32 protein-coding genes are annotated in these 23,672 nt (G+C 42.8%); 5 read left to right on the top strand and 27 right to left on the bottom strand.

Features of this window, described 5'->3' with window-relative positions:
• Positions 1-37: 37 nt before the first annotated feature.
• The 5 genes from HYN43_RS07825 to HYN43_RS07805 all read right to left on the bottom strand — a co-directional run bounded on the left by HYN43_RS07825 (position 38) and on the right by HYN43_RS07805 (position 2,811).
• Complete coding sequence (locus HYN43_RS07825; RefSeq protein ID WP_119408912.1) at positions 38-736, bottom strand: DUF72 domain-containing protein; 699 nt, start codon at positions 734-736, stop codon at positions 38-40.
• Between the two features lie 37 nt (positions 737-773).
• Complete coding sequence (locus HYN43_RS07820) at positions 774-998, bottom strand: hypothetical protein (RefSeq protein WP_119408911.1); 225 nt, start codon at positions 996-998, stop codon at positions 774-776.
• Positions 995-1,378: a TraR/DksA family transcriptional regulator gene (locus HYN43_RS07815; protein WP_119408910.1), complete on the bottom strand. Its 384-nt coding sequence runs from the start codon at positions 1,376-1,378 to the stop codon at positions 995-997. Before HYN43_RS07815 ends, HYN43_RS07820 begins: the two co-directional genes overlap by 4 nt.
• 566 nt (positions 1,379-1,944) lie before the next feature.
• Complete coding sequence (locus HYN43_RS07810) at positions 1,945-2,610, bottom strand: flavodoxin family protein (RefSeq protein WP_119408909.1); 666 nt, start codon at positions 2,608-2,610, stop codon at positions 1,945-1,947.
• Between the two features lie 45 nt (positions 2,611-2,655).
• Complete coding sequence (locus HYN43_RS07805) at positions 2,656-2,811, bottom strand: lmo0937 family membrane protein (protein WP_119409305.1); 156 nt, start codon at positions 2,809-2,811, stop codon at positions 2,656-2,658.
• A gap of 124 nt (positions 2,812-2,935) precedes the next feature.
• On the opposite strand from HYN43_RS07805, the gene HYN43_RS07800 reads away from it, so the two are divergent.
• The gene (locus HYN43_RS07800) at positions 2,936-3,388 is read left to right on the top strand and encodes a low affinity iron permease family protein (RefSeq protein ID WP_119408908.1); all 453 of its coding nucleotides are present in this window, start codon (positions 2,936-2,938) and stop codon (positions 3,386-3,388) included.
• 10 nt (positions 3,389-3,398) lie between these two features.
• Here HYN43_RS07800 and HYN43_RS07795 read toward each other — a convergent pair whose 3' ends face one another.
• From HYN43_RS07795 to HYN43_RS07760, 10 genes are all read right to left on the bottom strand, one after another.
• A complete protein-coding gene (locus HYN43_RS07795; protein ID WP_119408907.1) occupies positions 3,399-3,956 on the bottom strand; it encodes a hypothetical protein in 558 nt (185 codons plus the stop codon).
• Positions 3,953-4,510, bottom strand: a complete 558-nt coding sequence (locus HYN43_RS07790) for a DUF1543 domain-containing protein (protein WP_119408906.1) — start codon at positions 4,508-4,510, stop codon at positions 3,953-3,955. Before HYN43_RS07790 ends, HYN43_RS07795 begins: the two co-directional genes overlap by 4 nt.
• Positions 4,507-6,213, bottom strand: a complete 1,707-nt coding sequence (locus HYN43_RS07785) for an FAD/NAD(P)-binding protein (RefSeq protein ID WP_119408905.1) — start codon at positions 6,211-6,213, stop codon at positions 4,507-4,509. The genes HYN43_RS07790 and HYN43_RS07785 overlap by 4 nt, the downstream gene beginning before the upstream one ends.
• 63 nt (positions 6,214-6,276) lie before the next feature.
• Positions 6,277-6,612, bottom strand: a complete 336-nt coding sequence (locus HYN43_RS07780) for a hypothetical protein (protein WP_119408904.1) — start codon at positions 6,610-6,612, stop codon at positions 6,277-6,279.
• Positions 6,613-6,781: 169 nt separating this feature from the next.
• On the bottom strand, positions 6,782-6,928 hold the full coding sequence (locus HYN43_RS30240) for a hypothetical protein (protein WP_162996368.1): 147 nt from the start codon (positions 6,926-6,928) through the stop codon (positions 6,782-6,784).
• A 173-nt stretch (positions 6,929-7,101) separates the two neighbouring features.
• Positions 7,102-7,419, bottom strand: a complete 318-nt coding sequence (locus HYN43_RS07775) for a hypothetical protein (protein ID WP_119408903.1) — start codon at positions 7,417-7,419, stop codon at positions 7,102-7,104.
• Entirely contained in the window at positions 7,416-7,553 is a 138-nt protein-coding gene (locus HYN43_RS30235) for a hypothetical protein (RefSeq protein ID WP_162996367.1), read from the bottom strand. The genes HYN43_RS07775 and HYN43_RS30235 overlap by 4 nt, the downstream gene beginning before the upstream one ends.
• A 173-nt stretch (positions 7,554-7,726) precedes the next feature.
• Positions 7,727-7,921 (bottom strand): cold-shock protein, encoded by a 195-nt coding sequence (locus HYN43_RS07770; protein WP_091207888.1) that lies wholly within the window; start codon positions 7,919-7,921, stop codon positions 7,727-7,729.
• A gap of 265 nt (positions 7,922-8,186) precedes the next feature.
• The gene (locus HYN43_RS07765) at positions 8,187-8,669 is read right to left on the bottom strand and encodes a DUF4385 domain-containing protein (RefSeq protein ID WP_245447192.1); all 483 of its coding nucleotides are present in this window, start codon (positions 8,667-8,669) and stop codon (positions 8,187-8,189) included.
• Between the two features lie 61 nt (positions 8,670-8,730).
• Positions 8,731-9,186, bottom strand: a complete 456-nt coding sequence (locus tag HYN43_RS07760) for a ferritin-like domain-containing protein (protein WP_119408901.1) — start codon at positions 9,184-9,186, stop codon at positions 8,731-8,733.
• A 462-nt stretch (positions 9,187-9,648) separates the two neighbouring features.
• On the opposite strand from HYN43_RS07760, the gene HYN43_RS07755 reads away from it, so the two are divergent.
• Positions 9,649-10,851 carry an FAD-dependent monooxygenase gene (locus tag HYN43_RS07755; RefSeq protein WP_119408900.1) on the top strand — a complete coding sequence of 401 codons (1,203 nt, stop codon included), beginning with the start codon at positions 9,649-9,651 and terminating at the stop codon, positions 10,849-10,851.
• A 6-nt stretch (positions 10,852-10,857) separates the two neighbouring features.
• Here HYN43_RS07755 and HYN43_RS07750 read toward each other — a convergent pair whose 3' ends face one another.
• The 7 genes from HYN43_RS07750 to HYN43_RS07720 form a co-directional block, all read right to left on the bottom strand.
• Positions 10,858-11,355: a 2'-5' RNA ligase family protein gene (locus HYN43_RS07750; RefSeq protein ID WP_162996366.1), complete on the bottom strand. Its 498-nt coding sequence runs from the start codon at positions 11,353-11,355 to the stop codon at positions 10,858-10,860.
• A 14-nt stretch (positions 11,356-11,369) separates the two neighbouring features.
• Positions 11,370-11,507, bottom strand: coding sequence for a DUF2256 domain-containing protein (locus HYN43_RS07745; protein ID WP_119408898.1), 138 nt, complete (start codon positions 11,505-11,507; stop codon positions 11,370-11,372).
• Positions 11,508-11,606: 99 nt separating this feature from the next.
• On the bottom strand, positions 11,607-12,296 hold the full coding sequence (locus HYN43_RS07740) for a MarR family winged helix-turn-helix transcriptional regulator (protein WP_162996365.1): 690 nt from the start codon (positions 12,294-12,296) through the stop codon (positions 11,607-11,609).
• Positions 12,297-12,333: 37 nt separating this feature from the next.
• Complete coding sequence (locus HYN43_RS07735) at positions 12,334-13,407, bottom strand: oxygenase MpaB family protein (RefSeq protein ID WP_119408896.1); 1,074 nt, start codon at positions 13,405-13,407, stop codon at positions 12,334-12,336.
• Positions 13,408-13,420: 13 nt separating this feature from the next.
• Positions 13,421-14,065: a flavin reductase family protein gene (locus HYN43_RS07730; RefSeq protein ID WP_119408895.1), complete on the bottom strand. Its 645-nt coding sequence runs from the start codon at positions 14,063-14,065 to the stop codon at positions 13,421-13,423.
• Positions 14,066-14,082: 17 nt separating this feature from the next.
• Entirely contained in the window at positions 14,083-14,610 is a 528-nt protein-coding gene (idi, locus tag HYN43_RS07725; protein ID WP_119408894.1) for an isopentenyl-diphosphate Delta-isomerase, read from the bottom strand.
• Positions 14,611-14,696: 86 nt separating this feature from the next.
• Positions 14,697-15,533 carry a phytoene/squalene synthase family protein gene (locus tag HYN43_RS07720; protein ID WP_119408893.1) on the bottom strand — a complete coding sequence of 279 codons (837 nt, stop codon included), beginning with the start codon at positions 15,531-15,533 and terminating at the stop codon, positions 14,697-14,699.
• Positions 15,534-15,927: 394 nt separating this feature from the next.
• Between HYN43_RS07720 and HYN43_RS07715 the strand changes: the two genes are divergently transcribed.
• Together HYN43_RS07715 and HYN43_RS07710 are read left to right on the top strand one after the other, a co-directional pair.
• Complete coding sequence (locus HYN43_RS07715; RefSeq protein WP_119408892.1) at positions 15,928-16,116, top strand: YtxH domain-containing protein; 189 nt, start codon at positions 15,928-15,930, stop codon at positions 16,114-16,116.
• Positions 16,117-16,120: 4 nt separating this feature from the next.
• On the top strand, positions 16,121-17,239 hold the full coding sequence (locus tag HYN43_RS07710) for an AI-2E family transporter (protein WP_245447190.1): 1,119 nt from the start codon (positions 16,121-16,123) through the stop codon (positions 17,237-17,239).
• A 45-nt stretch (positions 17,240-17,284) separates the two neighbouring features.
• Here HYN43_RS07710 and HYN43_RS07705 read toward each other — a convergent pair whose 3' ends face one another.
• The 5 genes from HYN43_RS07705 to HYN43_RS07685 form a co-directional block, all read right to left on the bottom strand.
• Complete coding sequence (locus HYN43_RS07705) at positions 17,285-18,307, bottom strand: sensor histidine kinase (RefSeq protein WP_119408890.1); 1,023 nt, start codon at positions 18,305-18,307, stop codon at positions 17,285-17,287.
• A gap of 72 nt (positions 18,308-18,379) precedes the next feature.
• Complete coding sequence (locus HYN43_RS07700; RefSeq protein ID WP_162996364.1) at positions 18,380-18,904, bottom strand: hypothetical protein; 525 nt, start codon at positions 18,902-18,904, stop codon at positions 18,380-18,382.
• A 100-nt stretch (positions 18,905-19,004) separates the two neighbouring features.
• Positions 19,005-19,448, bottom strand: a complete 444-nt coding sequence (locus HYN43_RS07695) for a hypothetical protein (RefSeq protein ID WP_119408888.1) — start codon at positions 19,446-19,448, stop codon at positions 19,005-19,007.
• Between the two features lie 104 nt (positions 19,449-19,552).
• On the bottom strand, positions 19,553-20,266 hold the full coding sequence (locus HYN43_RS07690; protein ID WP_162996363.1) for a LytR/AlgR family response regulator transcription factor: 714 nt from the start codon (positions 20,264-20,266) through the stop codon (positions 19,553-19,555).
• Positions 20,267-20,402: 136 nt separating this feature from the next.
• Entirely contained in the window at positions 20,403-23,141 is a 2,739-nt protein-coding gene (locus HYN43_RS07685) for a PAS domain S-box protein (RefSeq protein WP_119408886.1), read from the bottom strand.
• 74 nt (positions 23,142-23,215) lie between these two features.
• On the opposite strand from HYN43_RS07685, the gene HYN43_RS07680 reads away from it, so the two are divergent.
• A complete protein-coding gene (locus HYN43_RS07680) occupies positions 23,216-23,599 on the top strand; it encodes a response regulator (RefSeq protein WP_162996362.1) in 384 nt (127 codons plus the stop codon).
• Positions 23,600-23,672: the final 73 nt, after the last annotated feature.

The raw sequence follows: 23,672 nt of genomic DNA, 5'->3' as shown, positions 1-23,672 counted from the left end.
TCTGCCTGCTCCCAGTTGCAAGGTTTTAATTATTTATTTATTCAGCAAGCAGGCGTTTTAATAAATGCAGGTTCTCTAAAGCGGCCCCTGCTGTATTATTAAAGTAAGCATAAATTGTTTTGCCTTCCTCCTGCCATTCGCTGATATAAGAAGCATATTCGGAAAGAAAACTTTCCGTATAACTTCCCTTATAATTACCGGAAGGACCATGGAAACGGACATATATTAATTCGTTAGCTGTGATCTCCATTGGTGTAGCCGATTTAGGCATGTCCTGCAACACCATCGCGGCACCATAGCGGTTTAATAATTCAAATACATTGTCCTTGTACCATGAAGAATGACGAAACTCTACAGCTATGGGCCATGTCTCAGTATTCAGCGTATCCAATAATTTTTCCAACTGGGGTAACGCGTTTACCTGCAGGCTGGGTGGAAATTGAACTAACAAACACCCTTGTCGTGATTTTGGCAGCCGGATCGCGTCCATAAAATGGCTGACATCCTGCGGGTTGAAAAACATGTTCTTTTCATGGGTAATCCCTCTCCAGAGTTTAAAGGTGAAACGAAAATCATCACTTACTTCTGTAGCCCAGCGAATAATGGTTTTAGCTTGAGGAATTTTATAGAATGAGCTATTAATTTCGATACTGTTTTCCTTTAAAGAATAATATCCCAACCTGGATAGGTGACTGTACTCTGGCAGAAAATCACGCTTAGGTGTGTCAATCTGCAAGCCGCTGGTACCTCAAAGAATTTTCCTTTTCCTTTCATCAGTCCAGGATAATATACCAGTGATTCTCATCATCCAGCGCATAAACCAGACCGTCGCTCATTTCATAAATATCACGGCCGTACTTTTCACTATAATAAATCTTTTCATCGCTAATCACTGTACCATTATTCTCTATCCGCAAAAAGAGCAGTAATGCGCCAAGATTAGGCGCGACATCCTTGAGATGCCGCGCCTCTCCTTCTTTTACAAATGCCGAACTCATGCCTGTTTAAGTTTGGCTTCCATACTTTGGGTGGTGTGCGGCACCGCGCGCAGGCGCTCCTTTTGGATCAGTTTACCGGTAGAACGGCAAATGCCATAGGTTTTGTTTTCGATACGCATCAACGCAGCTTCCAACTGTTCGATAAACTTTTTCTGTCGACCGGCCAACTGGTTAATTTGTTCCTTCTCGAAAGTAGCCGAACCGTCCTCCAGCGTTTTGCCTGCAATTGCAGCGTCGTCGCCATTGGAGTTGGATGCACTTAGCGTCCCAACCAGATCTTGCAGTTCTTCGCGCGCGATATTGATCTTATCTTTGATCAATATTTTAAACTCGTTTAATTCCGTATCGTTGTACCTTGTTTTGATATTTTCCTGTTGCATGATGAGGTTAACAATGATTTATATAAATGGTTGGATATAATCTAAAAAGGAGTGATTATACCTATAAACCAGTAATTCAAGGTAAATCAGGATAACAAAGAAATTTTGCCGAACGAGGCTATGAATCAAATTGCAGCTTTTAAAGCTAGTATTTTAAGTATTTGCCTGTACAAAATTATCCCAACTCTCACATCCACAGTAAACCGACAATACATGTAGAGTAAATAAGGATGGCCCGAATTTGCTCTCTGTAAGGCCAAACAACCTGCTGACCGTAAGCTGGCTCAAATCAAGATTTGTTTCCTTTTTAATTTGACCAGTTAGTGATGCTATATCTGCCCTACCAACCGATTTCAGCCCTGCTTTAATATATACCTGCTTCTTCAATAATTCAATTTTTGAGCTTAAACGCTTTTCTGACACCTACTTCTTCCCTTTTGATTTTAAGCCTATTACGTGCTTAAAACCAGAAGGTTGCTTTTATTGTGTAATAAATACACAATAAGAAAAAAGACCGTTAAAAGATCCCTTCTGTAACTCGTAGCTATTGATCATTTTTTTGGCTATTAGTCATTCTCTTTGTCGCTTTCTCCTTCTGCTTTTTTATCCTCCTCCAATAGGTTGGTACCTATTGGATTAGCGGCAAGTAATTTGGCAAACCAGGCCAGGTTGGCGGTCATGTACCGAAGCGTTTTGTTGGTGTACAAATAACGCTCCCCACCGCCCTCAACGTAATCTTTTTCGCCGCCGGCCATTCCAACCCAATACGCATTCACATTTGGAGGAATAGTAAAGCCCACTTCCTGCAGTGCCCAAAGCACCTGTGCGGCACAGCTGTGCGCGCCATCTTCATTACCGGTTACCAAACAGCCCCCTACTTTGTTATAAGGCATATACTGGCCATTTTCTTTGCTGCTTAATTCTTCATCCCGGAAGATTGCGTCAAGCCGTTCAATTACTTTTTGCGATGTAGATGCCAAATTCCCCATCCATATAGGGGTAGCAATAATAAAGATGTGGCAGGCTTTGATTTTTTCCAATATCAATGGCCATTGGTCGCCCTCTCCTTCATCCGAAGAATTACCAGTCAAAACCTTGTAGTCGTTCAGTCGGATGATCTCAGTTTCAAAACCTTGTTCTTCCAATTGTCCTGCAGCCTTCTCCGCCAGCGCACCAGTATTAGAAAAATCGGGGCTGCGCTTAAGCGTACAATTAATGATTAGTGCTTTCATAAATAGATTAGTAGATTAAACTTTATTTGCCGGGAGCATACTCGCCTAAACCGCCGATCTTCCCCTGATTACGCCCAGGAGCACAGCGATAACGGCGATAACCAATAAGATGTGAATTAAGCTACCTGCAGCATAAGCGAATGTGCCAATGGCCCAGCCAATTATCAAGATAACGGCGATGATGTAAAGTATAGAGTTCATGTTTACTGTTGTTAAAATGTTCATACCAACAAGTTGTTAAAGCCCGATATTGTTTTGTATTAATAATTAATTAATTTTCAAACAAATACATCTTTTATTCCTTTGTTGCCATACACCTCCTACAATGAAACAGAAAAAGAATTTTTTCGAGCGTTTTTCAAATTGGGCTACGGCAGCTACCGGTAGTTCTGCGGCTTTTGTTATCGCAATTGCCGCTATTGTGATCTGGCTGTTAACCGGGCCTTTGGCTAAATATTCAGATACCTGGCAATTGATCATTAATACAGGCACTACGATAATCACGTTTTTGATGGTGTTCCTGATCCAAAAATCCCAGAATAAAGATTCAAAAGCCATTCACCTGAAGCTAAACGAACTTTTGGCGGCACACGAAGGGGCCAGCAACAGGATGGTTGATATTGAGGACCTGACTGAAAAAGAACTGGACCATCTGCATAAATTCTACCAACAGTTATCAGATCTGGCTGAAGATGAAGACGATATTACCTGTACCCACTCTATTGATGCAGCGGGTGAAAATCATAAGTTAAAAGCGGTTCGCTATAAGAGAAAATAAAATTTGACTATCACTGATTACTATTTGATGTTAATTTGGAAAGAGAATCATCGATCAAGCTCATCGCCTTCAAGCGGAGGTTTGACTCGCCACTCTTCATAATAGCTAAAAGCAAACGCTTTTCCGACAGATATTTCAAAGCGTGTTTAAGATCGTACCTTAGTACCCAACCAATATTGTAGATCAGATCAGCATATTTAACGGTTTGTGCAGCGGAGCTAATGGCGGCTAAGCGTACAGCCTCCCTCGCTTTCCTATCCTTCTTTTTTAATTCGGGATAATTTTTCTTCGTGAACACGTCTGTCAGTTCTACAGTACAATTTAGAATCAGGTGCGCTTCCTGGTCTGTATAACCAAAACCGATTAATGCCGAAAGAAGTTCTGCCCCGGTGGTTTCGGTATCTTCAAAAAGATCGTGACAAAGGCCTGTTTCGTAACCCAATGGGACTAAGCAGGCTAACCCGGCAACAGCAATAAGATGATTGATGTAAGGCTCGGCGGTATACCTGATCAGCTGACCTTTGTGCCGCTGTTTTATCCAGTCGAGTAATTTATCCCTACGGTTCATTTAAGCTTATCCAGTTTAAAATATCCTAAATGGATCTCATCCTCTGGCATATTGCTTCCATCGCCCAAAACGATGTGGTACTTGGCTTTCAGGGCCGGCGAAAGTAAATCCTGGATATTGTGAACACTATCCACATCAACCCCGTATTTTTCATCAATATGGGCTGTAGCTATGCCCTTTAACGAGTTGGTTTTAAAAAACAGGCTTTTTTTTGCGAATTGAATAGCAGCTTGACGGCTATTTTGTACCGTGAGCACTGTGTAGTGCTGTTCTTCCAGCTTTCCTGTAGTGTAGCCGCCAAGATTTAAAAAGAATAGTTTGTTAGCGGATACAGGACTTTCACCATTTAAAGGAAAAACCTGCACTGCAAAACCATCAACCTTAGTTACTTCCCGCCAGTCGTCAATGTGCAGGCTACCACCGGACTCCGGCCAGAACACCCGGACTTCAGGCACTAAGTCGGGCAAGCTTTCGGCAATGCCAAAAAAATAATCATGTTGTTCAACTACCCTGCCAGGCGCTTCGGCTCCTAACAGTAAAAGGTATAACTTCATACCATTAATCTTTCAATAATGATACCAGATACCTCTTCACTAAAATCAAGACCGGAATAATCTGGGTTATACCCTCCGATATAAGGCACCGCCATCATGTAGATCCGTTCATTAAAAGACCCATATGCATCCATTACCTGGAAATTATCATTGATAGTTATGCCGGCAACTTTTAAATAGTAATCTCCCTGTTCATCCTTCGAGACCGGCTTACCGGAGTTCATCGCTTTAAGTCCTTCATCTGCGGACTGGAATTTGAGTTTGGCTGGTGTAACAGTTCGTTTTTCAATCAGGCTCTTAAACGGCAGGTCTTCAAATGCTAAATGCGGTTGGCCTATGCAATCTATATAAGTTTGATAATGTACACTTTGCTCGTTTTTATGCTCATCCGTATAATTATAAATGGCGCCGCCGCCCTCATGTGGTTCTACCATGCTTTCCTCACCTACCGGGATCAACTCCAACACACCTGCCTGGTGTAGCGCCAGTAATTCCTCGCTGGAACTTTGAGGGATATAAGCGATCACGATAGAAATCAGCGGCGTAAGCGAATGCTGTAATCGCTGCATATCCTCGGCAGAAAGATGTTTGGCGGGATAGTTTAAAGCAAAACTTAAAACGCCCAGCATTTCCTTCCAATAGATTGATTTTTTATGTTTGATCGATCGCTCAGCTTCGGCATATTCGGCCTTTAATAAAAGGAAAGGGTCAAGTTCCTCGCGCAAAGCCATCATGTTATCCACAAATTCTTCAAGGCGCATATCTTTGATCTTTTCGTAAAACTCCGGTTCCTTTTCCTGGATCGGCAATTTAAAATCCCTTTCAAAAATATAATCCAGCGACAAAAATCCATCGTTAGCTTTAATATGATCTTTGATCTCGTCTTTGCTCAGCAGGCTATCATTTAATAAATGAGAATCTTCCAAATGAAAACGTACCGCCGGCAGCATGCCATTCCGGGTATGCATCACCATTTTAAAATCTGGATGTGAGGCGAACGGTGTATAAAAAAGCTTGCCGTTTTTGTCTTTATCAAAAGTACCGTTATATCGGGCAAGTGTCCGGATAGCATCAACCGCGGTGAGTGATGAACCTTTAATGGCAACCGGGTGGTTAAGCTTTAGGGCGAGTTTCACCGGCGGATACGGCGAATCAAAATAATTGGGGACACTTCCCTCATGCTTTCTCGGCCAGTTATGACCGGTGCAAATGATCACGTGATCAAATTCGGATTGTTCGCCATCTTCGGTTTCTATAATTACCGAACTTTTTTCAGGCCGATCAATAATATCTGACACGGTGGTATTGTAACGCACATGATAAGTGACACCTGTTTCCCGGGCTTGTTTTTGCAGCAGGTCGAATTGCGCGGTGAGATATTGACCAAACAACAAACGCGGCAGCACTTTGTACTCGTTAAAGCGGGCGGCATCTATATGGTATTTATCCAGTGTATCTTTAGAAATGGTTTTAACCCAGTCATTCAGAGAAGTAACCAGGGGAGGGATCTCATTACCCGACACATTGGTAATATGCTCATCATTGGCACCTTCAGCACTATAAGGCATGCCCGATCCTAATTTATTTTTACGCTCGAAAATGGTAATACTCAGATCTGTGTTTCCTGTGTTTACCAATCGCTTGAACATGAATAGCCCGCTTGGGCCCCCGCCCAGTATGGCTATGCGTTTTTTATCTTTCAATTTATTAAGACTTGGGGATTAAATAAATGCTAATATTAATCGCGGCGGCTAATTATCTTTTATTTAGTTCCAGAGCGCGGGATTGTCGCGGATATTGCTCAGGTGTTCAATCACTTCCTGCACTTCATCATGATTTAATTCCCGCTGTCCATCTGCAGTATAAGTGAAGAGTTTTCCAGGTAATTCAAATGTGATAAAACCGAAATACTCGGGATCGTTAATTCTTTCCAGGTGCAGGATGCTCTCCTTACTCCTGCTTATTAAAGGGTTACCAGCACAGATATCGAGAAAAATACTGTACGTATGGGTAATTATCGTACGGCCATTCAAATGGGCAGCTGTATCCGGGATCACCATTAATGGGTAACCTTGTTCGAGTTGAAAAAATAGCGGTTTCATGCTGCTGTAAATGTTTACAGCTACTACAATATGCAGCCTGTTTAGTTTTAGCCAGGTAGCCTAAAATATTAGTAAATAATATTTTCTCTTATAAATTAAGTAAAACCCTTCGGTCTAAAATCATTATGAACCAAACAGACAGATCGCCGATTTAGAGTTTATCGCAGGTTTAGCGGGAGCTTATTTTACCGGAACCATCAGCAACTTTAATGGCATAAGTTGATCGGATGGCCATAAATGCAAAAAAAACAATTGTGCTGATAGCGAGTATAATGTAGATATAGTCTACGGTTTTAAATGAGTTCTCTTTGTTCATAATATGTCAAGAATTCAAAGTTAACTATTTATTTTACAGGCATTAAGAATACCTCACTCCCTATTGCTTTAATCGTAAATAGATTGCACATCGTCCACTTAGTTTAACATTAAGGGGAAACATCATCGGTAAACAACCAAGGATTGGGTTAGCCTGCACCTGGCTATCGGTTACTAACGCCATTCCTCCAACGGATTGTATGCAACCAGATATTGTAATTCGTTAACATGAATAGCTTTCAAAGTGATAGGTTCGGTGAGCGGGACCGAAAGGGCCGTCTCAACCATATTTAGCATTCGGGCAAGTTGCTCAATACCTGGTTCAGCAAATACACTTACACGATATTGTTTCTCAATGGCTATTTTGTCGGCTTTACTAACCAATTTCAATTGCCATGGCTTATCTTGTTTAAAACCATGTTCTATTGCTACATTCCGCAGATCGAACAGGTATTCCATTACCTGTATGTTTATAACTCCGTTTGTCTTCAATCTTTTTTCTTTTTATTAATTGATACACTATCGCTTGATGCCGATTTTTTGCCGGCCTGATAATCTGAAGTCGACTTATTACCGCCTGTTGCGGGAGCCTTTTTTACGTTTTTACTACCTTTATCTTTACTCATGATTGTTTTTTGATTAATATCATTTCAACGTGCGTTTTTTCAGGATGGCTTTAACAATTCCGGGAAACCTGATTATATATCCACACCTCATTTGTTGGCACTGAGATTAGAAAGCAACAAAAAAGCATCCAATTTTATCAATGGATGCTTCTGCGAAATTGATATTGTGATGATTAGATTACTTTAACATTGATCGCATTAAGACCTTTGCGGCCTTCTTCTACATCGTAAGCCACCTGGTCGTTATCGCGGATCTCGTCGATCAAACCTGTAACGTGTACGAAAATTTCACTTCTGTTGTCATTTTGTGAAATAAACCCAAAGCCTTTTGTGGCATTAAAAAATTTCACAGTTCCTTCTTTTTGCATTATATTCTTTTTTAATAAGTGCGCAAGGTACAAATTAAATTCCGTTATTTATTTTTTATTTAAAATATTTAATAAAAAATTAAATTGATTACCACACATCATTTTTACCAATTTGAAGTTTAATGTACCCGTAGTTTGGTTTTTTCGGATCAGACCGACTTTTCCACAGTCAGCTACCCGGACTTCGGTAATATCCAGTATCGCCCTATTACAACCATACCAATTACTTGGTGACCTTTATATCTTTTCCAGTATATCCTGCTTTTCAACCTCTTTCATGTTTCCATTTCTTTTTCAAGCTGCTGTAAATCATATTGCTTTCTGCAGCTTGCCATCGTTTATAAAAGATGGCTGCCGCTGCCGCTTTCTCCGGCTCTCCAGTTCCCCGCTCCATTTGTGCATAATCATCCCCGGCATCATATTTTTTGCCGCCTTTGTAATTCGCATATCGGCGGGCACGGGTGTAACCCATCTGTAAATACTTGCGTGCCATGTCTGCCCCCACAAAATCATCGTTAGCTATATATGTTTCGAACAAATCGAATATTTTTTCGCTGCTCTGTTCGGCGACTTCCCCGTTAAGAAAACGCCAATACTGCCCGATTTCACTTTTATATGGTTCGCAGATCAGAACACCCTGTTCCCCTTTGCCCACCCGGTACAATTCCGGGTGCTCCCGGTAATTGATGTCCGGTTTCCAGGCATATGTAGACTTGTCAAAGTCCAGGTAAGATGGCCGGTTAGTCATATCTAAAAGCATACACAAAAAAAGCCGCCCGATTAGGCGGCTTTTTTAAATTATCAATTCATTAGTTTTTAGCAGCATCGCGCAACGCCTTGATCTGGTCATGCGCTGCGTTGATCTCAGTAGCCTGACTGCGAACCGTTTGTACGGCTTCGGCCGGCAATTCGCCGCCGCTCAGGGCATCGTTGTAAGCTTTTTTGATCGCATCCTCACCACGCTCTGCTTCTGAGAGGATACTGGCGCGGTCACTACCACCGAAGATCGATTTCACATCAATCCATGCACGGTGCAAAGTTCCGCCCACACTATTTCCTGTTTCTACTTCTTCGGCGTCGCCAACAAATGCAGCTAACTCCTGGCCATTTTTGCGGCTTTGCCCCGCATAACCCTGGAACAACTGCTTCAGGTCAATGTTTTCCTCTTTAATATCCGCGATAGCTTTTTCAAAACCCGCTACACGGTCGTTGTTAATCTCGATTAGGTCGTTCAGTACGCCTGTTGCATTTGTTGTAGTTGCCATAATGTTTTTCTTTTTAGATAGGCTTCATACAGTCCCAATACCATGCCAAATATCGTCATCACCGGTATTTTAACTAACACTATTAATGGAACAAAAGTTGTTGTATAGGCGCAGGCAAACACAAAAATCATGGCAACTAAAAAGAAAAAGGATCCCTGCTGGTCAGGCTACACTAAAGAAGGAATGAAAAAGAAAGACGGCAAAACTGTACCGAATTGCGTCAAAGATTCTTCTAAAAAGGACTAAATCAAGGTAAGGAATCATTTCAAGAGAGCAGTATGGTCTCTATAGAGCATTACATCATTCCGATACAACTCTCTTGATAACGCTTCAACAATAATTTCAGCGATCAGCTTAATTAACTCATAACTTTAGCTATACTTTAAAGGCCTGCTTAATGCTGTTAGCATAGGCTAACTAGAAACCATACAATTTACAAACACATAACATATCAGCAATATAATGCACGTTAATAAAAAGGTACTGATCTCCGGTGCAAGTATTGCCGGCCCTACGCTGGCGTTTTGGCTTTCTAAATACGGCTTTGATGTTACGATAGTGGAACGTTCGAAATCGCTAAGAATGGGCGGCCAAAATCTGGATATAAGAGGTGCTGGTCGCGCTGTTGCGAGAATGATGGGCATAGAAAAAGAGATCCTTGCTGCAAATACCGGGGAGATCGGCCTGCAGTTTGTTGATAGCGATAACAAGGTTAAGGCTGCCTTTCCAAGCGATGGTGCCGGAAGCTTCACCAGCGAAGCAGAAATTTTGCGGGGCGACCTTGTTAATATACTTTACAACCATACGAAAAATGATGTAGAATATGTCTTTGGTAAGCACATAACAGCAATTAACCAGCACGATAACAAGGTTAATGTAACCTTCAATGATGATAACAAGGAGGCATATGATTTGCTGATCGCCGCCGATGGCGTTCGGTCAACCACACGGGCGTTGATTTTCGGCGATGAGCCCAAAGTTAAATTTACCGGATTATATAATGCCTGGTACACCATCCCTAAAATAGAAACTGACACCCAGTGGGCACGCTGGTACACGGCAACGGGATCAAGGGTTATGTTGATCCGGCCGGATAATCATGGTACGGTCCGGGCATCATTTAGTTTTCTTTCAGATGATGCCGACATACAAAAGTTATCAGCAGGCGAACAAAAAAAGATCCTGAAAGAAAAACTATCAGGTGCCGGATGGGAAGAAAAGCGTTTGACGGACGAGATTGAAAAAAGCGATGATGTGTATTTCGACGGCATCAGTCAGATCCATGCCCCAAGGTGGTTCAATGGCCGTACAGGGATGATAGGTGATGCAGCTTATTGTCCCACACCTTTAACAGGGATGGGTACAACATTGGCTATTGTTGGCGCTTATTTGTTAGCAGCGGAACTGTCGCGGCATAATAAGCATGAAGACGCCTTCATCGCCTATGAAAAATGCATGCGCCCCTTTGTTGAAAAAGTTCAAAGCCTTCCCCCCGGAGTTCCGTGGCTTGCACATCCAAAATCTAAATTCGGCGTAGCCGTAGTTAATACGGTAGCGGGAATATTGGCAAGCAGTTTTGTTAAAAGAATCGGTAAACTTTTTGAAAGTAAAAACAAGGATGTGACGAAAGATGAAATTGAGCTGCCTGATTTTAAAACCGTTTAATCAACATTACAACTTACTTTGTAATTCATTATCCAACAATCGTTCAGCAAAAGCATAGCTGCATTTATGCTGCCATGGGCCACCCAGATACTGCCAAAGGTCTATACCAAGACTGTCAACCGAAAATGGTTCAAAGCTAACGGAAAGCTCCTTTATCAGCGCACGCGCCCGTTCAGGCGTAGTTTTATTCATAATGGTAATATGGGGCCGGAAGCCCTGCAAGTCCTGGGGTATCAGTTCATTTTTAAAATGAGTGCTTAATAATTTATGTAATAAATTGAGTTCTGAACTCTCCGCCCGGTATGCGACACCCGCACCCAGATTCATCAAGCCGACAATATTTAACGAAAAAGGTTCATAAGAAAAGTCCTTCAATACCTTATAGGTTTCCGGGTCATTCGGCAACTGATGAAAAAGCATTAAATGAGCTTCTAAAAAATTTCGTTCGGGCGGGAAATATAATTGTCGTTTAGTATTAAAAAAGCCCTGGCTGTTTTCGTCCAACTTCAGCGTTAATATCAGCGGTTCTTCCTGCATTTTTCTGAACAGTATTTAACTTCATCCCATACCTTTTCCCATTTTTTACGCCAGGTAAAAGGCCTGCCGCAGGTTGGGCAGATTTTTTGAGGCAGATTATTCTTTTTAATCCCTTTCACAAATCAAGCTTTAGTTTAATGGTATCCAATGTTGTGCTGTTTTCCTATGTATTTGTATAATAAGATCAATTTCAACTATATTCAAATTCATGGTGTCGTTTAATTTAAAGGATTAATTTCAGTTGCCAGGGTTCTGAGATCTTCTTTGCTTACAATCGTTTTCTTTTCATGGTGTTCCAGATGAAAATCTTCCAGCTTCTGTAAAAGGTATTGTAAGGTGAATTTTTCGGCCACAGTTAATTTGCCGGTAATGATCTTGCCTACATAATTGGTATGTTCAAATACCCGGTATAACAAAGCTTTTCCTTCATCGGTAATGGCAACGTGCTTACTGCGTTTATCTTTCTCATCATCCCATTGCCTTACCAGGCCTGATGCGATCAGCCGCCTGATCACTTCAGTGCCCGATGTTTTTTCCTGCAGATTATAACCGATCAGTTCCGACTTTGATAAATGATCGTGTGTAAGTAAAATAGCCAACGCGGTAAAATCTTCGCCGGTTTGCAGTGGGGTACCATCCAAAGCCTTTTTGATATAAAATTTAGCATAACGGCTCATGAAAACAAATAAACGGCCAATGTTATTCTCCAGCTGATAAGCGATCTCCAATGCGGTACGATCATTTTCTCCAAACCTCACCTCGCCACTGGTATTGCTATAAGCAGTGTGACCAACCTTATTCAATAAAAAACCGGTAAAATCCTGGATGGAAGCTTCCCTACCCTGGTTTTCTTCCTCAAGTTCCGCTACGAGGTTTATCAGTTGGTGAATGAGTTGGTATGATTTCATGGTTTGGTGATTAAAATTATCGGCAGATCGTTCAAATTTAGTTTCTTTTAACGAGTTCCGGGTTCTGCGCTTTAAAAGTGGCATAAGCAGCATGATAAACCTTTTTGCTGTCGCCTTCTGGTTTAAAGCTTTTCAACAGGTTCATTGTCTTTATTAAGGTCAGCTTGTATCGGGGCAAGTCCGGAGCATTTATCGCTAGCATATCCGCAATCTCTTGTCCAAGCAGGTAGCGCATTAAGCCCAGGATATCTTCGGCGGTGGCTTTACTTTTATTAACAGACATGATGTGCGCTGTTAGCGAAGAAGTTAATTCCCGTCCCTGAGTTGAAGTTTTAAACTGACGCTTTTTAATGCTGTTATCTAATTGTTGTGCCATTCTGGAGTTTTCAGGGATGAGGTCCTCGTCTAAGCCTGTCAAATATCCAACCACTGCCCAGATGTGCATAAAGGCTGCCTGGTCGTCCTGGCTCACGCTAAAACCGAGCAACCGTAAGCCACAGATGACGATAAGTGAAAGTGAAAATGAAAGATTAGTTCCGGCCATATCTTCCTGGTTGATAGGAACTCCCCAGGATTGATCCCAATGTCCGTTTGCCAGGGTGTAGTGACGAACAGCGGCATGCATAATCCGCACTTTTAGTATTTCTTCGTAAGCGTTGCCATTTTTTCCAAAAGCGTTGGGCCCCATCACTTCCCAAACAAAAACAGCGGTATCATAAAGCCGTTTGGTGGTTTGCTTCCGGATCAATTCTGACAGATACAATACCATTGCGCCGTTGGCCGCAGTGTAGCAATACGGCAAGGATAATAAACCAAGCAAACTCATAATGGAGGTTGAATGCCTGGCATAAAAACCTGCCCCTTTCTTCATTAAACGGGGTTCGGCCCAGGACGGTAGATCGCTGGCTTTATTAACAATCTCGAAATCCGGAAAAACACCCTTTAAACTATCCAAATGTTCCGGGCCGGACTTTCCGGCCATCCATTCCTGTAACTGCCTTTTCTTTAACTCATCAGCAAACGCATGAATTATAAAAGCATCCGCATTCGGATCACCCGACAGCCGTTTGAGGTCTAAAAAGTCATTAGTATATAAATTTTGACCGCTCATTTCCGCGTGTTTTCTAAGGCTGAAGTGAAGATAAATGAGGCGCGACACCCGGCTTTGCGTAGGCCAGCTGACCGACAGGTTGCGGAAGATAATAGGTATCTAATCCGGCCACGGTCATTGTTTTCGCTTTACCGTGATCAACAGTTCCATCCGCTGCAATTACATCATCATCCATTAGTATGTGAATGATCTCGCCGATAAGAATCGTGGTGCCATTAATTTCTATATCAATAATTTCCCGAAGTTCCAGTCCTATGCGAATGTTAGATTCCCCGACAAAGGGTGCCTTGAAGTCCTTAACATATTGTTTATGAAACCCACAGGTGTCGAATTCTGAAATCCCCGACGGATAGCTCGCACTGGTTTGGTGCGCCTGCATATACCATTCGGGTAAAACGTTATTGAGGGTGTACTGACCTGTTGATTTGATGTTACGCAGCGTGTCGTTATGTTCGCGTTCCGGCCTGATCACCAATCCGATCAGCGGCGGGTTTGCACCGAGGTGAAATGCAGAACTGATGATGCACAAATTGGAGATGCCGTCGTTACTGGTTGTGCCCAACAGGTTTAACGAACGAAAACCGATCAGGCTATTGATCAGGCTGATCCGGTAATATTGTTCCAACTCATGGATCTGTTCACTTTTAATATTTAGCATGCTAACTTGTTTTTAATTTAACCCTGACCTGCAGAACAATACATTTCCACCACCTGTTCCAGGCATATTTTAAACCAGGCGGTGTAATCATCCGGTTGTTTTAATAATTCAAGGATCAGCAAATCAGTTTCCATATACCTGAAACCGGCTACTTCAGCCGCATCCGGCCTTGGCATCTCGTCGCTCATGCCTACAAATACATGGTCATATTCATGTTCGATCAGCCCGTTTTCAAACTCGTGGCGATAGCTGAATTGAAACAATTCTTTCAGTTCGCAATCAAAACCCATTTCTTCCTGTAAGCGTCGATGTGCAGCATCAAGTGTTAATTCGCCCAATCGCGGATGGCTGCAGCAAGTGTTTGTCCAAAGGCCACCTGAATGATATTTATCGAGAGCTCTTTGCTGCAGCAATAATTGTCCCCGGCTGTTAAATACGAACACCGAGAAGGCACGATGAAGGGCTCCCACACGGTGAGCCGCCATTTTTTCCATTGTACCGATACCCTGGCCATTTTTATCAACAATCACAATGCCATCATTCATCTTTTTTCTGTTTTAATTTACCGTTTTCCCGCTTCCATCTTTTAAAACGCAATTGATTTACCAGCATCCTAAAAGGCCTAAAGCCTTCATAATACATTTAATTTGTACCTGATCAGGGAATCAAACATCAGGTAGAATTTATGGCCATTAGATACCCTTATACGTTCCGACATTATTTTTTCAGCCGGGACTTTAGCGATCTTTCGGAATAACTGCTTGTAATAAACATAAGCCAGATAAACCCCTTTGCGGCAGGAACGCGGTAATTGCCTGATCCCATTTAAGGCTTCATTTAATTCTTTTAAGATATCTTCCTCGATAGCCCGCTTGTTTTCATCAGAAAACGCAGACAGGTCAACGTCAGGAAAATAAGTCCGGTTCAATTCCTGATAATCTGCATTCACATCCCGGAGAAAATTCACTTTTTGAAAAGCTGAACCCAGTTTCATGGCGGGTATTTTTAAGTGTTCAAATTCTTCTCCGTTACCATTGGAAAATACATGCAAACACATCAGCCCCACAACCTGGGCAGAGCCCATGATATATTCATCGTATTTTTCTGAAGTATAGGCCTGATCTTCAAGATCCATCTCCATGCTATTCAGGAACTGGATAATCAACTGATGCTTTATGCCAAATTGATTAACTACCTGCTGGAAGGAATTAATTACCGGGTTAATGCTTATTCCCCTTTCAATAGCTTTAAAAGTATCTGACTTCAATTCAGCAAGCATCAATGACTTTGGGTAGTCATGAAAACTATCCACAATCTCGTCGGCCAGCCTCACAAAACCATATATCGCGTGAATAGGATCACGAACATCTTTCTTAAAAAATAGTATTCCGAGAGAAAAGCTGGTACTATAAAGCCGGGTTGTTTCCCTACTGCACGTTGCTGATAATGTATCGAATCTTTCTTTCATCTGTAGTTGGGGGATTGTGTAAACAGTTGGGCTAAAACTTTAATATTTATAAAGATGATAAACCTATTAGCAACCAATCGGCCTAACAATATTAATACAATATTGAATTACTATTGTTTTTTAAGAACAATTATGCACTAAATTTATTACAACCTACTTCTCTCACCTAACAAGGCAATCATTTTTTTCAATGGATTTATTGATCCATCTGATTCAATTAGATAAAATTCTGTTTCCGCTTATGAGTTAACCTCACCCGGAATTCCCAAGGAACCTGTTGCTTTTGCCGGAACTTTAGTGTTATTCATCGTCACATGCCTTTGCATGGTGTTGGTTTGTTCTTATCAACCTGCAATTTGGTGGCATCATAGTTGACCATATCAATGAAAAACTTATGGGCACGATTAAGACTTTTTTATTAGGCGCAGGAACAGCTTATGCTATCTACTTCATTACCAGGAAACGAATAGACGGAACCTCAATACTGGACGAGTTATTGGACAATCCTTCGTTATTTATGAACAAGGCGAAAGACTACGCAATAGCAGAAATAGTACATACGGTAAAACAAAAATTAAGGTAATACTGTGAATATACAACAATTCAAGGGATTGCCGTTTTATTTAAAACTGGCCGCCGTACTTTTCAGCCTGATTGCATTGGTTTGGATCGTGATCATCGCAAAGGAAATCCTTTCGCCATTAATATTTTCCTGTCTGTTTTCCATTTTATTACTCCCTTTTGCCGCTTTTCTGGAAAATAAGCTCCAGATACCGCGCAGTGCAGCATCAATGCTCGCGGTTTTAAGCCTGCTGGCCTGTATTGGCGGATTGCTTTATGTGATCGGTTCCCAGGTGTCAGACCTTGCGAGTGACTGGCCACAGTTCCAGAATCAACTACATAAAACGCAAAATGACGTTATGGAATGGATCGGTTCCAGTTTTCATGTCACGCGGCATAAGCAACTTACTTTCGTAACAAATACCACTAACAAAGTAGTTGCGTCCGGGGGATCGGTCGTAGGCGCAACATTGTTATCCTTGTCGGGAATGCTGCTATTTTTAGTTTTTACTTTTATCTATACTTTTTTCTTTTTGCTATATCGCAAACTGATCATGCGTTTTTTGGAATCGGTTTTTGAAGAAGATAACAAAAAAGTGGTGCATGACATTGTTGAAAAAGTGCAGTTTATGATCCGGAAATATATCACAGGGCTTCTAATCGAAATGGCCATTGTTGCGACAGTAGTTAGCGTTGCTTTTATGATCCTGGGAGTTAAGTATGCCATCTTGCTGGGTTTGATCACTGGTTTGTTCAACATCATACCTTATATCGGGATATTCACAGCACTGGTGTTAAGCGCAGCAGTGACCTTCGCTACATCACCGGAGCAAATAACGGTGATTTATGTGATAATTACCCTGGTGGTCACACACCTTATCGACAGCAATATATTGTTGCCATTGGTTGTGGGCTCTAAGGTCCGGATCAATGCGCTGATCACAGTATTGGGTGTGATCATTGGTGAAATGGTCTGGGGTATCCCGGGAATGTTCTTATCCATACCCGTAATAGCGGTATTGAAAATTATATTTGACCGGGTCGAAAGCCTCAAAGCCTGGGGTATAATACTCGGCGATGAGGAACCGAAGCAAAACCGGCTGGCAAAGAAACTAACGGTAAGGAAAAAATTAGTAGCAAGCTGATCAGGCGTTCCGGTTTAAATCCCAGGTTGCAGCGATGTGACCTGGCTAATGCATAACAGGGAGGTTCTCTGGTCTTTTATAAGGGATCCAAAAAGATATAACTGTCCCCTCGTCCACTTCACTTTTGAGAGATATCTCTCCGCCCTGACCCTGGATCAATTCGCGACACAGATACAACCCCAGGCCGGTGCCGGGCTTTTGCCCTCCGGCCTGGTAATATGGCGTGAACAACTGCGCTTGCCTGTTTGCAGGGATACCCGAGCCTGTATCACTAACCGTCACATTCAGCCGATGACCGAGCCCTGCTCCTACAAGTTCAGCTGTCACTGAGACGCTTCCTTGATCAGTATATTTAATGGCATTGCTTAATAAATTCAACAAGACTTGTTTAAGACGAAAACTATCACCCTCAACAATGGTGTCAGAGTGCCCATTCCATAATAATTTCAATTGCAGGTTTTTATTTTCAGCCATAAAACGCATTGCTTCGATTGATTCGGCTATAGCTTCTTCTGGTTTAAAAGGCCCGCTTTGCCGCGTTTGCGCATAGCCCTGCTCCAGCTTACTGGCATCTAATACATTATTGATCGTTTCCAATACAAGGCCTGAGGCCAGCGTAATTGCCCCCAGCTTCTGTTCCTGTTGCGCCGACAATGTTGTTTTTTTCATTGTAAAAACCGCACCGTTGATCGCCATTAATTTATTACGGATCTCATGGCTCATAATGGCCAGGATCTCCGATTTTTGACCGGCCAACCGTACAGCGCGGCTATTTTCCACGCGTATCCGCCGTTCCGCCCAACCGGCACGGCGAACATAGATCACCAGTAAAACGATAAAGATCAAAACGGCCACAAGCGAGATGCCGGTAAAAGTATTTAGGTCGCGTGTTGCTGAAGCATAAGCTTTTAAAGTTGCTTCCCGGCTTTGTTCATAAGCAATTTGGTCTATATCCTGTAACTGCCGCGTCAATTGCCGCAGTTGGTTCAACAAATTAAGGTTAGCTGTTACCAGGGCCTGTCCGGACAATGCCATCCGTCCATACTGCGAGCCAAGTTCGGCCAGCAATCGTTTTGCTGCTACGTTCGAAAGTCCGGCCTTTTCCCGTTGACGCTGGCGTACAGTGAGTACTTTTACCGATTACGTGGTGTGAAACGCATCTTTTAGCCTGCGCAGCAAACTGTTTTTTACTGTTTCTTTTTTGGTGGTTACGATGGTATCGGCACTAACGAGCACAGATGATGTATGCTGGAGATCACCCCGGTTATGGATGCGGTCAAAAGTGGTGACTCGTAGCAACAAATCAAAATTTTTCCGTAGGCCGAATAACTGTCTCGATAAATTAAGTTTTTGCTGCAGCTTTTGTTCCAGTTGCCTGCGGCTTTCCGGTAGGGAACTGTCCCCACCCTGCCGGTAATGATCAATGATCAAATTCATTCCGCGAAAGATCGTATCCAATCGCCGCTGATATATGGCCAGATCAGCCGGGCTTCCGTCTGCCGCAGCTTTCTGAAAGTTGTTCTCCGCAACGTCCAGGTCTACCAAAAGTGCGGTGATCCCCTGGCGGTAAGAAGGTGTTTTTAATTGCTCACCTAATTTGTCGAGTTTATGCGTTATGGCATTTCTCAAAACAAAAGATCCTGTTGTCACCAAAAAGGTGAACAACAGGAAAATAATAAAAACCCGGTTAATTATCCCTGAAAAATTCCCTGCCTTTGTTGCCATGTGTTGATTGACATTGAACAGTTGTATCCTTCATAAAGTTTCAGACCTGATCTTGCTGCAGCTTTGCAATCTTTTCTCTGGTCTTTTCGATATCTTTATTCAAGTCTTTGATCTTTTTCTGGTCTTTTTTTACTTTATTATCAGCATCTTCCGCATCGCCTGTTTCATTCGCAGCTTTTTTTGCTGCTTTGGCCGCTTTACGCGCGTCACCGGTATCACCGCCTACAGCGGAAGAGGCTTCACTTCGGCTTTTTTCCTGTGCTTTACTTGAACTTTTGGATGCTTCTTCGGCAGCGGCCTGTTCATCAGGCAAACGGTTTTGAACTTTGGTCAGTTCCGCCTGCAGATCGGTCAGCTTTTCATTTAATTTGCGTAACTGATTGTTGATCTTCACCGTATCGCGTTTGGTAGAATCATTTTTTTCAGCAGCCCGGGCAAAGGTTCCTAAACCAAGCATCAGGGCAATCATTATCATCTTTTTCATGGTCGTTCTTTTAAATTATACTCAAATGAACGCCATCGATAATTAGTTGGCAAGCCGCTTCGACCAAAACGAATTTCCGGCCGACGAAAACAGGCTCTCATCCGTTAGAGCCATTCGCGAAATTCAGCCTTGAAAGCCTCGCGGTATTGCTCAGTGACCGGGATGATGGTTTTTCCAAACCTGATGGTTAAGTGCTGAATTTGTTCGATCTTGTCAATGTTGACGATAAAAGAACGGTGCACACGCATGAATCGCTTTCCTGAAAGACGTTCTTCCATAGCTTTTAGAGTAGATAAAGCTATTATCGTTTGGTCGCCGGTAAATACTTTGACGTAGTCCTTAAAACTTTCTATGTAACAGATCTCTCTAATATTTACACGGATCAGGTCATGTTCCACTTTTAAAAACAAATACTCATCGGCTGGCGAGGTTTTAGGCACGTTCGCTAACGTTCGCACTTTGGCTACAGCCCGGTAAAAGTCTTCATAGGAAAATGGTTTGACCAGGTAATCTACGGCGTCCACTTTATAACCATCAACGGCATAATCCCGGGAGCCGCTGATGAGAATTACGCGTGGTATGTACTCCCTTGGCAAGTCTTTCAGGGTACTGGCAAAAGTAACCCCATCGATTCCAGGCAAATTGATATCCAGCACCAGTAAACCTATGCCGCCTGCTTCCAGCCTATTCAAAGCCCCGGGAGCATTGTCGTATGATCCCGCCAAATGCAAAAATGGGATTTGATCTACCATTTCGCATACATAGGCATTTACATCCGGGTCGTCATCAATTACCAGGCAGTTAAGCACTTGTTCCATCATGCTAAGATACAATGGGTCGCGATCCTTTCCAATTAAGATATAACGTTGATCATAACAGATTTACGATAGACATTATTCGAGCCAAATTATTGAGAAGCATCCTTGTTAAACAACGAAACTACGTGAATTACATTTAGTTTAGCGGCAAGCTGAAATAAAAAGTACTGCCCTTTTCTATCTGGCTTTCTACCCATATTTTTCCATCATGCCGTCTGATGATCTCGGCACACAAGTAAAGCCCGATACCGAACCCCGAAACATGTCCCAGGGAATCAGCACGGTAATACCTGTCGAAGACATGTTTAACGTCGTCAGGTTTGATGCCGATCCCCACATCACTTACCGAAATTACCACCTGCTTATTTTCAAGCCTGCAGTTAACAACGATTTCCGTACCGGGCCTGGAGTATTTGACCGCATTGCTGATCAGGTTGTTCAATACCTGACCGATCTTATCATGGTCGCCAAAAATACTCACCGATGATTTGCAGGCAAAAGTAATAGTGTGCGCCGTGTGCATAGGATTAACTTCTTCACGTGCCTCCGCAAAAAGTTCCTGTATATCGAACGGTGCTTTACTAATGGCAATCTGACCGGATTCCAATCGGGAAACATTCAAAAATCCATTGATCATGGCGGTCATCTTTTTAACCTGTTTAGCAGATTGTTCCAGCGAACGCTCAATGAATTGATCATCCGCTTTACCGAGTTTGGCCTGCATTACCTGAAGGTATGCGTTCAGCGAAGTAAGCGGCGTTTTCAACTCATGGCTAACCATACCTATAAAATCGCTTTTTCGTTGTTCTTCTTCCTTCATCCGCTGAATATCGGTCGTCGAGCCAACCCACATAGTGATCTCGCCTTCTTCATTTAACACAGGTGAGGCAATATTCAGGTGCCAGCGATAGTTGCCATTAATATCTTTAAAACGCATTTCGCTTTCCAGCGCCATTCCTTTCGTAGCAGCTTCACGTAATTTTTCTGCGAATTCCGGGATCTCATCCGGATGCATCATAGCGTGATAACCAAAATCCCGCAGGTCCTCGAAATTCATACCGGCATAATCCAGCCATTGTTTATTAAAAAAAGTAACCTCGCCGCTGGGCAAAGCATTACTGATCTTGGCAGGTACCAAATCTGCAAGATAACGGAAATGTTTTTCGCTATCCTCCATCTTTTGGGCGGCCAAATGTTGCTGGGTAATGTCCATTACAACACCGGTAAATGCTGAAAATGCTCCGGATGGATCAGCCTGCAGGTTACCTATGGCGCGCAGCCAGCGCAGCTGCTGATCATGCAGACCTTTTACGGGATAAGTTACATCGTAATCGCCGTGATTATAAATAGCATTCTCCAGTTTATCCGACACAAATCCACGATATTCTTCAGTGATCTGGGCAATAGCTTGCTCGATGCTTAGTGGCTCATCAGGGTAATACCCAAACAGTTCTTTTAAGCGGGTGTCGGTAATAAACTCTCTTGTCTCAGAATTGATAAACCATGTGCCAAAATTTGCCGCTTCAATTGCCAGACGAAGTGCAGTTTCACTTTTTTCAACCTGCCTACGGGCTTTCTGTAGCTGCTGATTTACTGAAGCTAACTCCTGATTCGTAGCGGTCAGTTCTTCATTGGATGCGGCTTGTTCCTCGTTGGTTGCTGCCATTTCTTCGTTTATAGCCTGCAATTCCTCTGAACTTTGCGCAAGAGCCTGTTCCATTTGCTTGCGCTCGGTAACATCGCGGGTAGTGCCCGCAACCGCCTCTACTTCGCCCGTTTCATTTAGCACTGGTATCAAAATATAATCATATATGCGTCTTCCTAAAGTTGCGTGGGGGAAAGAGACTTCACCCCTAACGGATTGCTTAGTAGCCCGTACCTGATCGATCTCCCGTTCATGCATTTGTGCATGCCATTCTTCATAACCATTTTCACGAAGGCCTTTACCAATGGCGGTATCCCATGTTTTGCCCCACATGGAAAGCAAAGCACTGTTAACGTAGGTAAACCGGTAATCCAGATCCCAAACATACATCAGATCGGGGGTGCCTGAAGTAATGGCCTCGTAAACCCTTTTCTGCTGATCGGCTTGTTGCCTCACCTCCTGCAGGGCTTCCTCAACCTGCTTGCGCTGAGTTATATCGCTCGCCGTACCGAACCATTCCACAATATTGCTTTCGTTATCCAAAATAGGTACAGCACGTGAAAATGTCCAGCCGGGTGAACCATCTGTTCGCAACACCCGGTGTTCCAACTGAAATATTTTCTTAGCCTTTATCGCCTCTTCTATTGCCGCATTAACCTTGTCCAAATCGTCGGGATGAACGTTCCGTTCCCGCCAACCGGTAATAGGTTTATCGGTGTCCTTCAAAAAACCGCGTCCATCAAGTTCGTTCATTATCTGCCAATCCGCGCTTACGCTATATGTCACATCAGATGTGGCAGTTACCAATGCCCTGAGGCGTTGTTCACTGGCAGAAATGGCTTTGCGTTCTTTAACCTGTCGTGTGTTTTCCAGCACCCAAATAGCTAATTTGGTCACTTTACCGGTTTCATCCTTTACAGGTGCGTAAACAAAGGTCACAACTATTATCTCCTCGCGGCCATGCCTGATCAGCATCAGCTCCGCTTCTTCCGCGTAGTAGGCTTCACCAGTTTGCACCACGCCAACCATCGCAGCTTCATAATATGTGCGGGCTTCTGCAAAGGGGTCCCAGTACCACTTGCCTATAATGGCTTCTTTAGGTTTACCCGCAATTTCCAGGAACTTATCATTGAGCATTTCGGCCTTGAAAGTAAACGCATCCAAAATGCAAATGCCTATCGGGGCGCTTTGTACAATCGTATGTAACAGCTCATTATCCTGTAAATTCATAATGCTCAAAAAACTGAAAAACAGGAAATTTGTTTGATTGTAAAACTGCTATATTTACTTATAACCCACTGGCATTGAAGAAGAGAATATTGATCATTGAGAACGACCAGGATATCCGGAATATCGTGGAACTCATTTTAGAAGATCAGGGATTTGAAACGCTAAGTATTCCTGAGCCGGCTGATCTGGCTGAGATCAGCTCATTCAAGCCTGATCTGATCCTGCTTGACGAGTTCATCAACAGTAAACCTGGCCATCGCTTGTGCCGTAAGATCAAACAGGTACCAGACCTCGCGGTCACCCCGGTAATTATCCTTTCAACCGCTAATGATATTGAGCTGATTGTTGAAGAATGCGGGGCCAACGATCATATCCGTAAACCTTTTGATATAGAAGACCTGATCAGTAAAGTACTTCGGCTCCTTAGCTACCAGCAATTAACCCATATCGGAGTATAGATTCCTGCACTGAACCGATTAACAAACAACTCAATCCCGGTTGAGAAATCCTTATTTTACTACAAACTGTGCT

This window comes from Mucilaginibacter celer (assembly GCF_003576455.2).
Taxonomy (GTDB): Bacteria; Bacteroidota; Bacteroidia; order Sphingobacteriales; family Sphingobacteriaceae; genus Mucilaginibacter; species Mucilaginibacter celer.
Note: the sequence above shows the minus strand (reverse complement) of the source record. Positions and strands in the feature narration are given on the sequence as shown.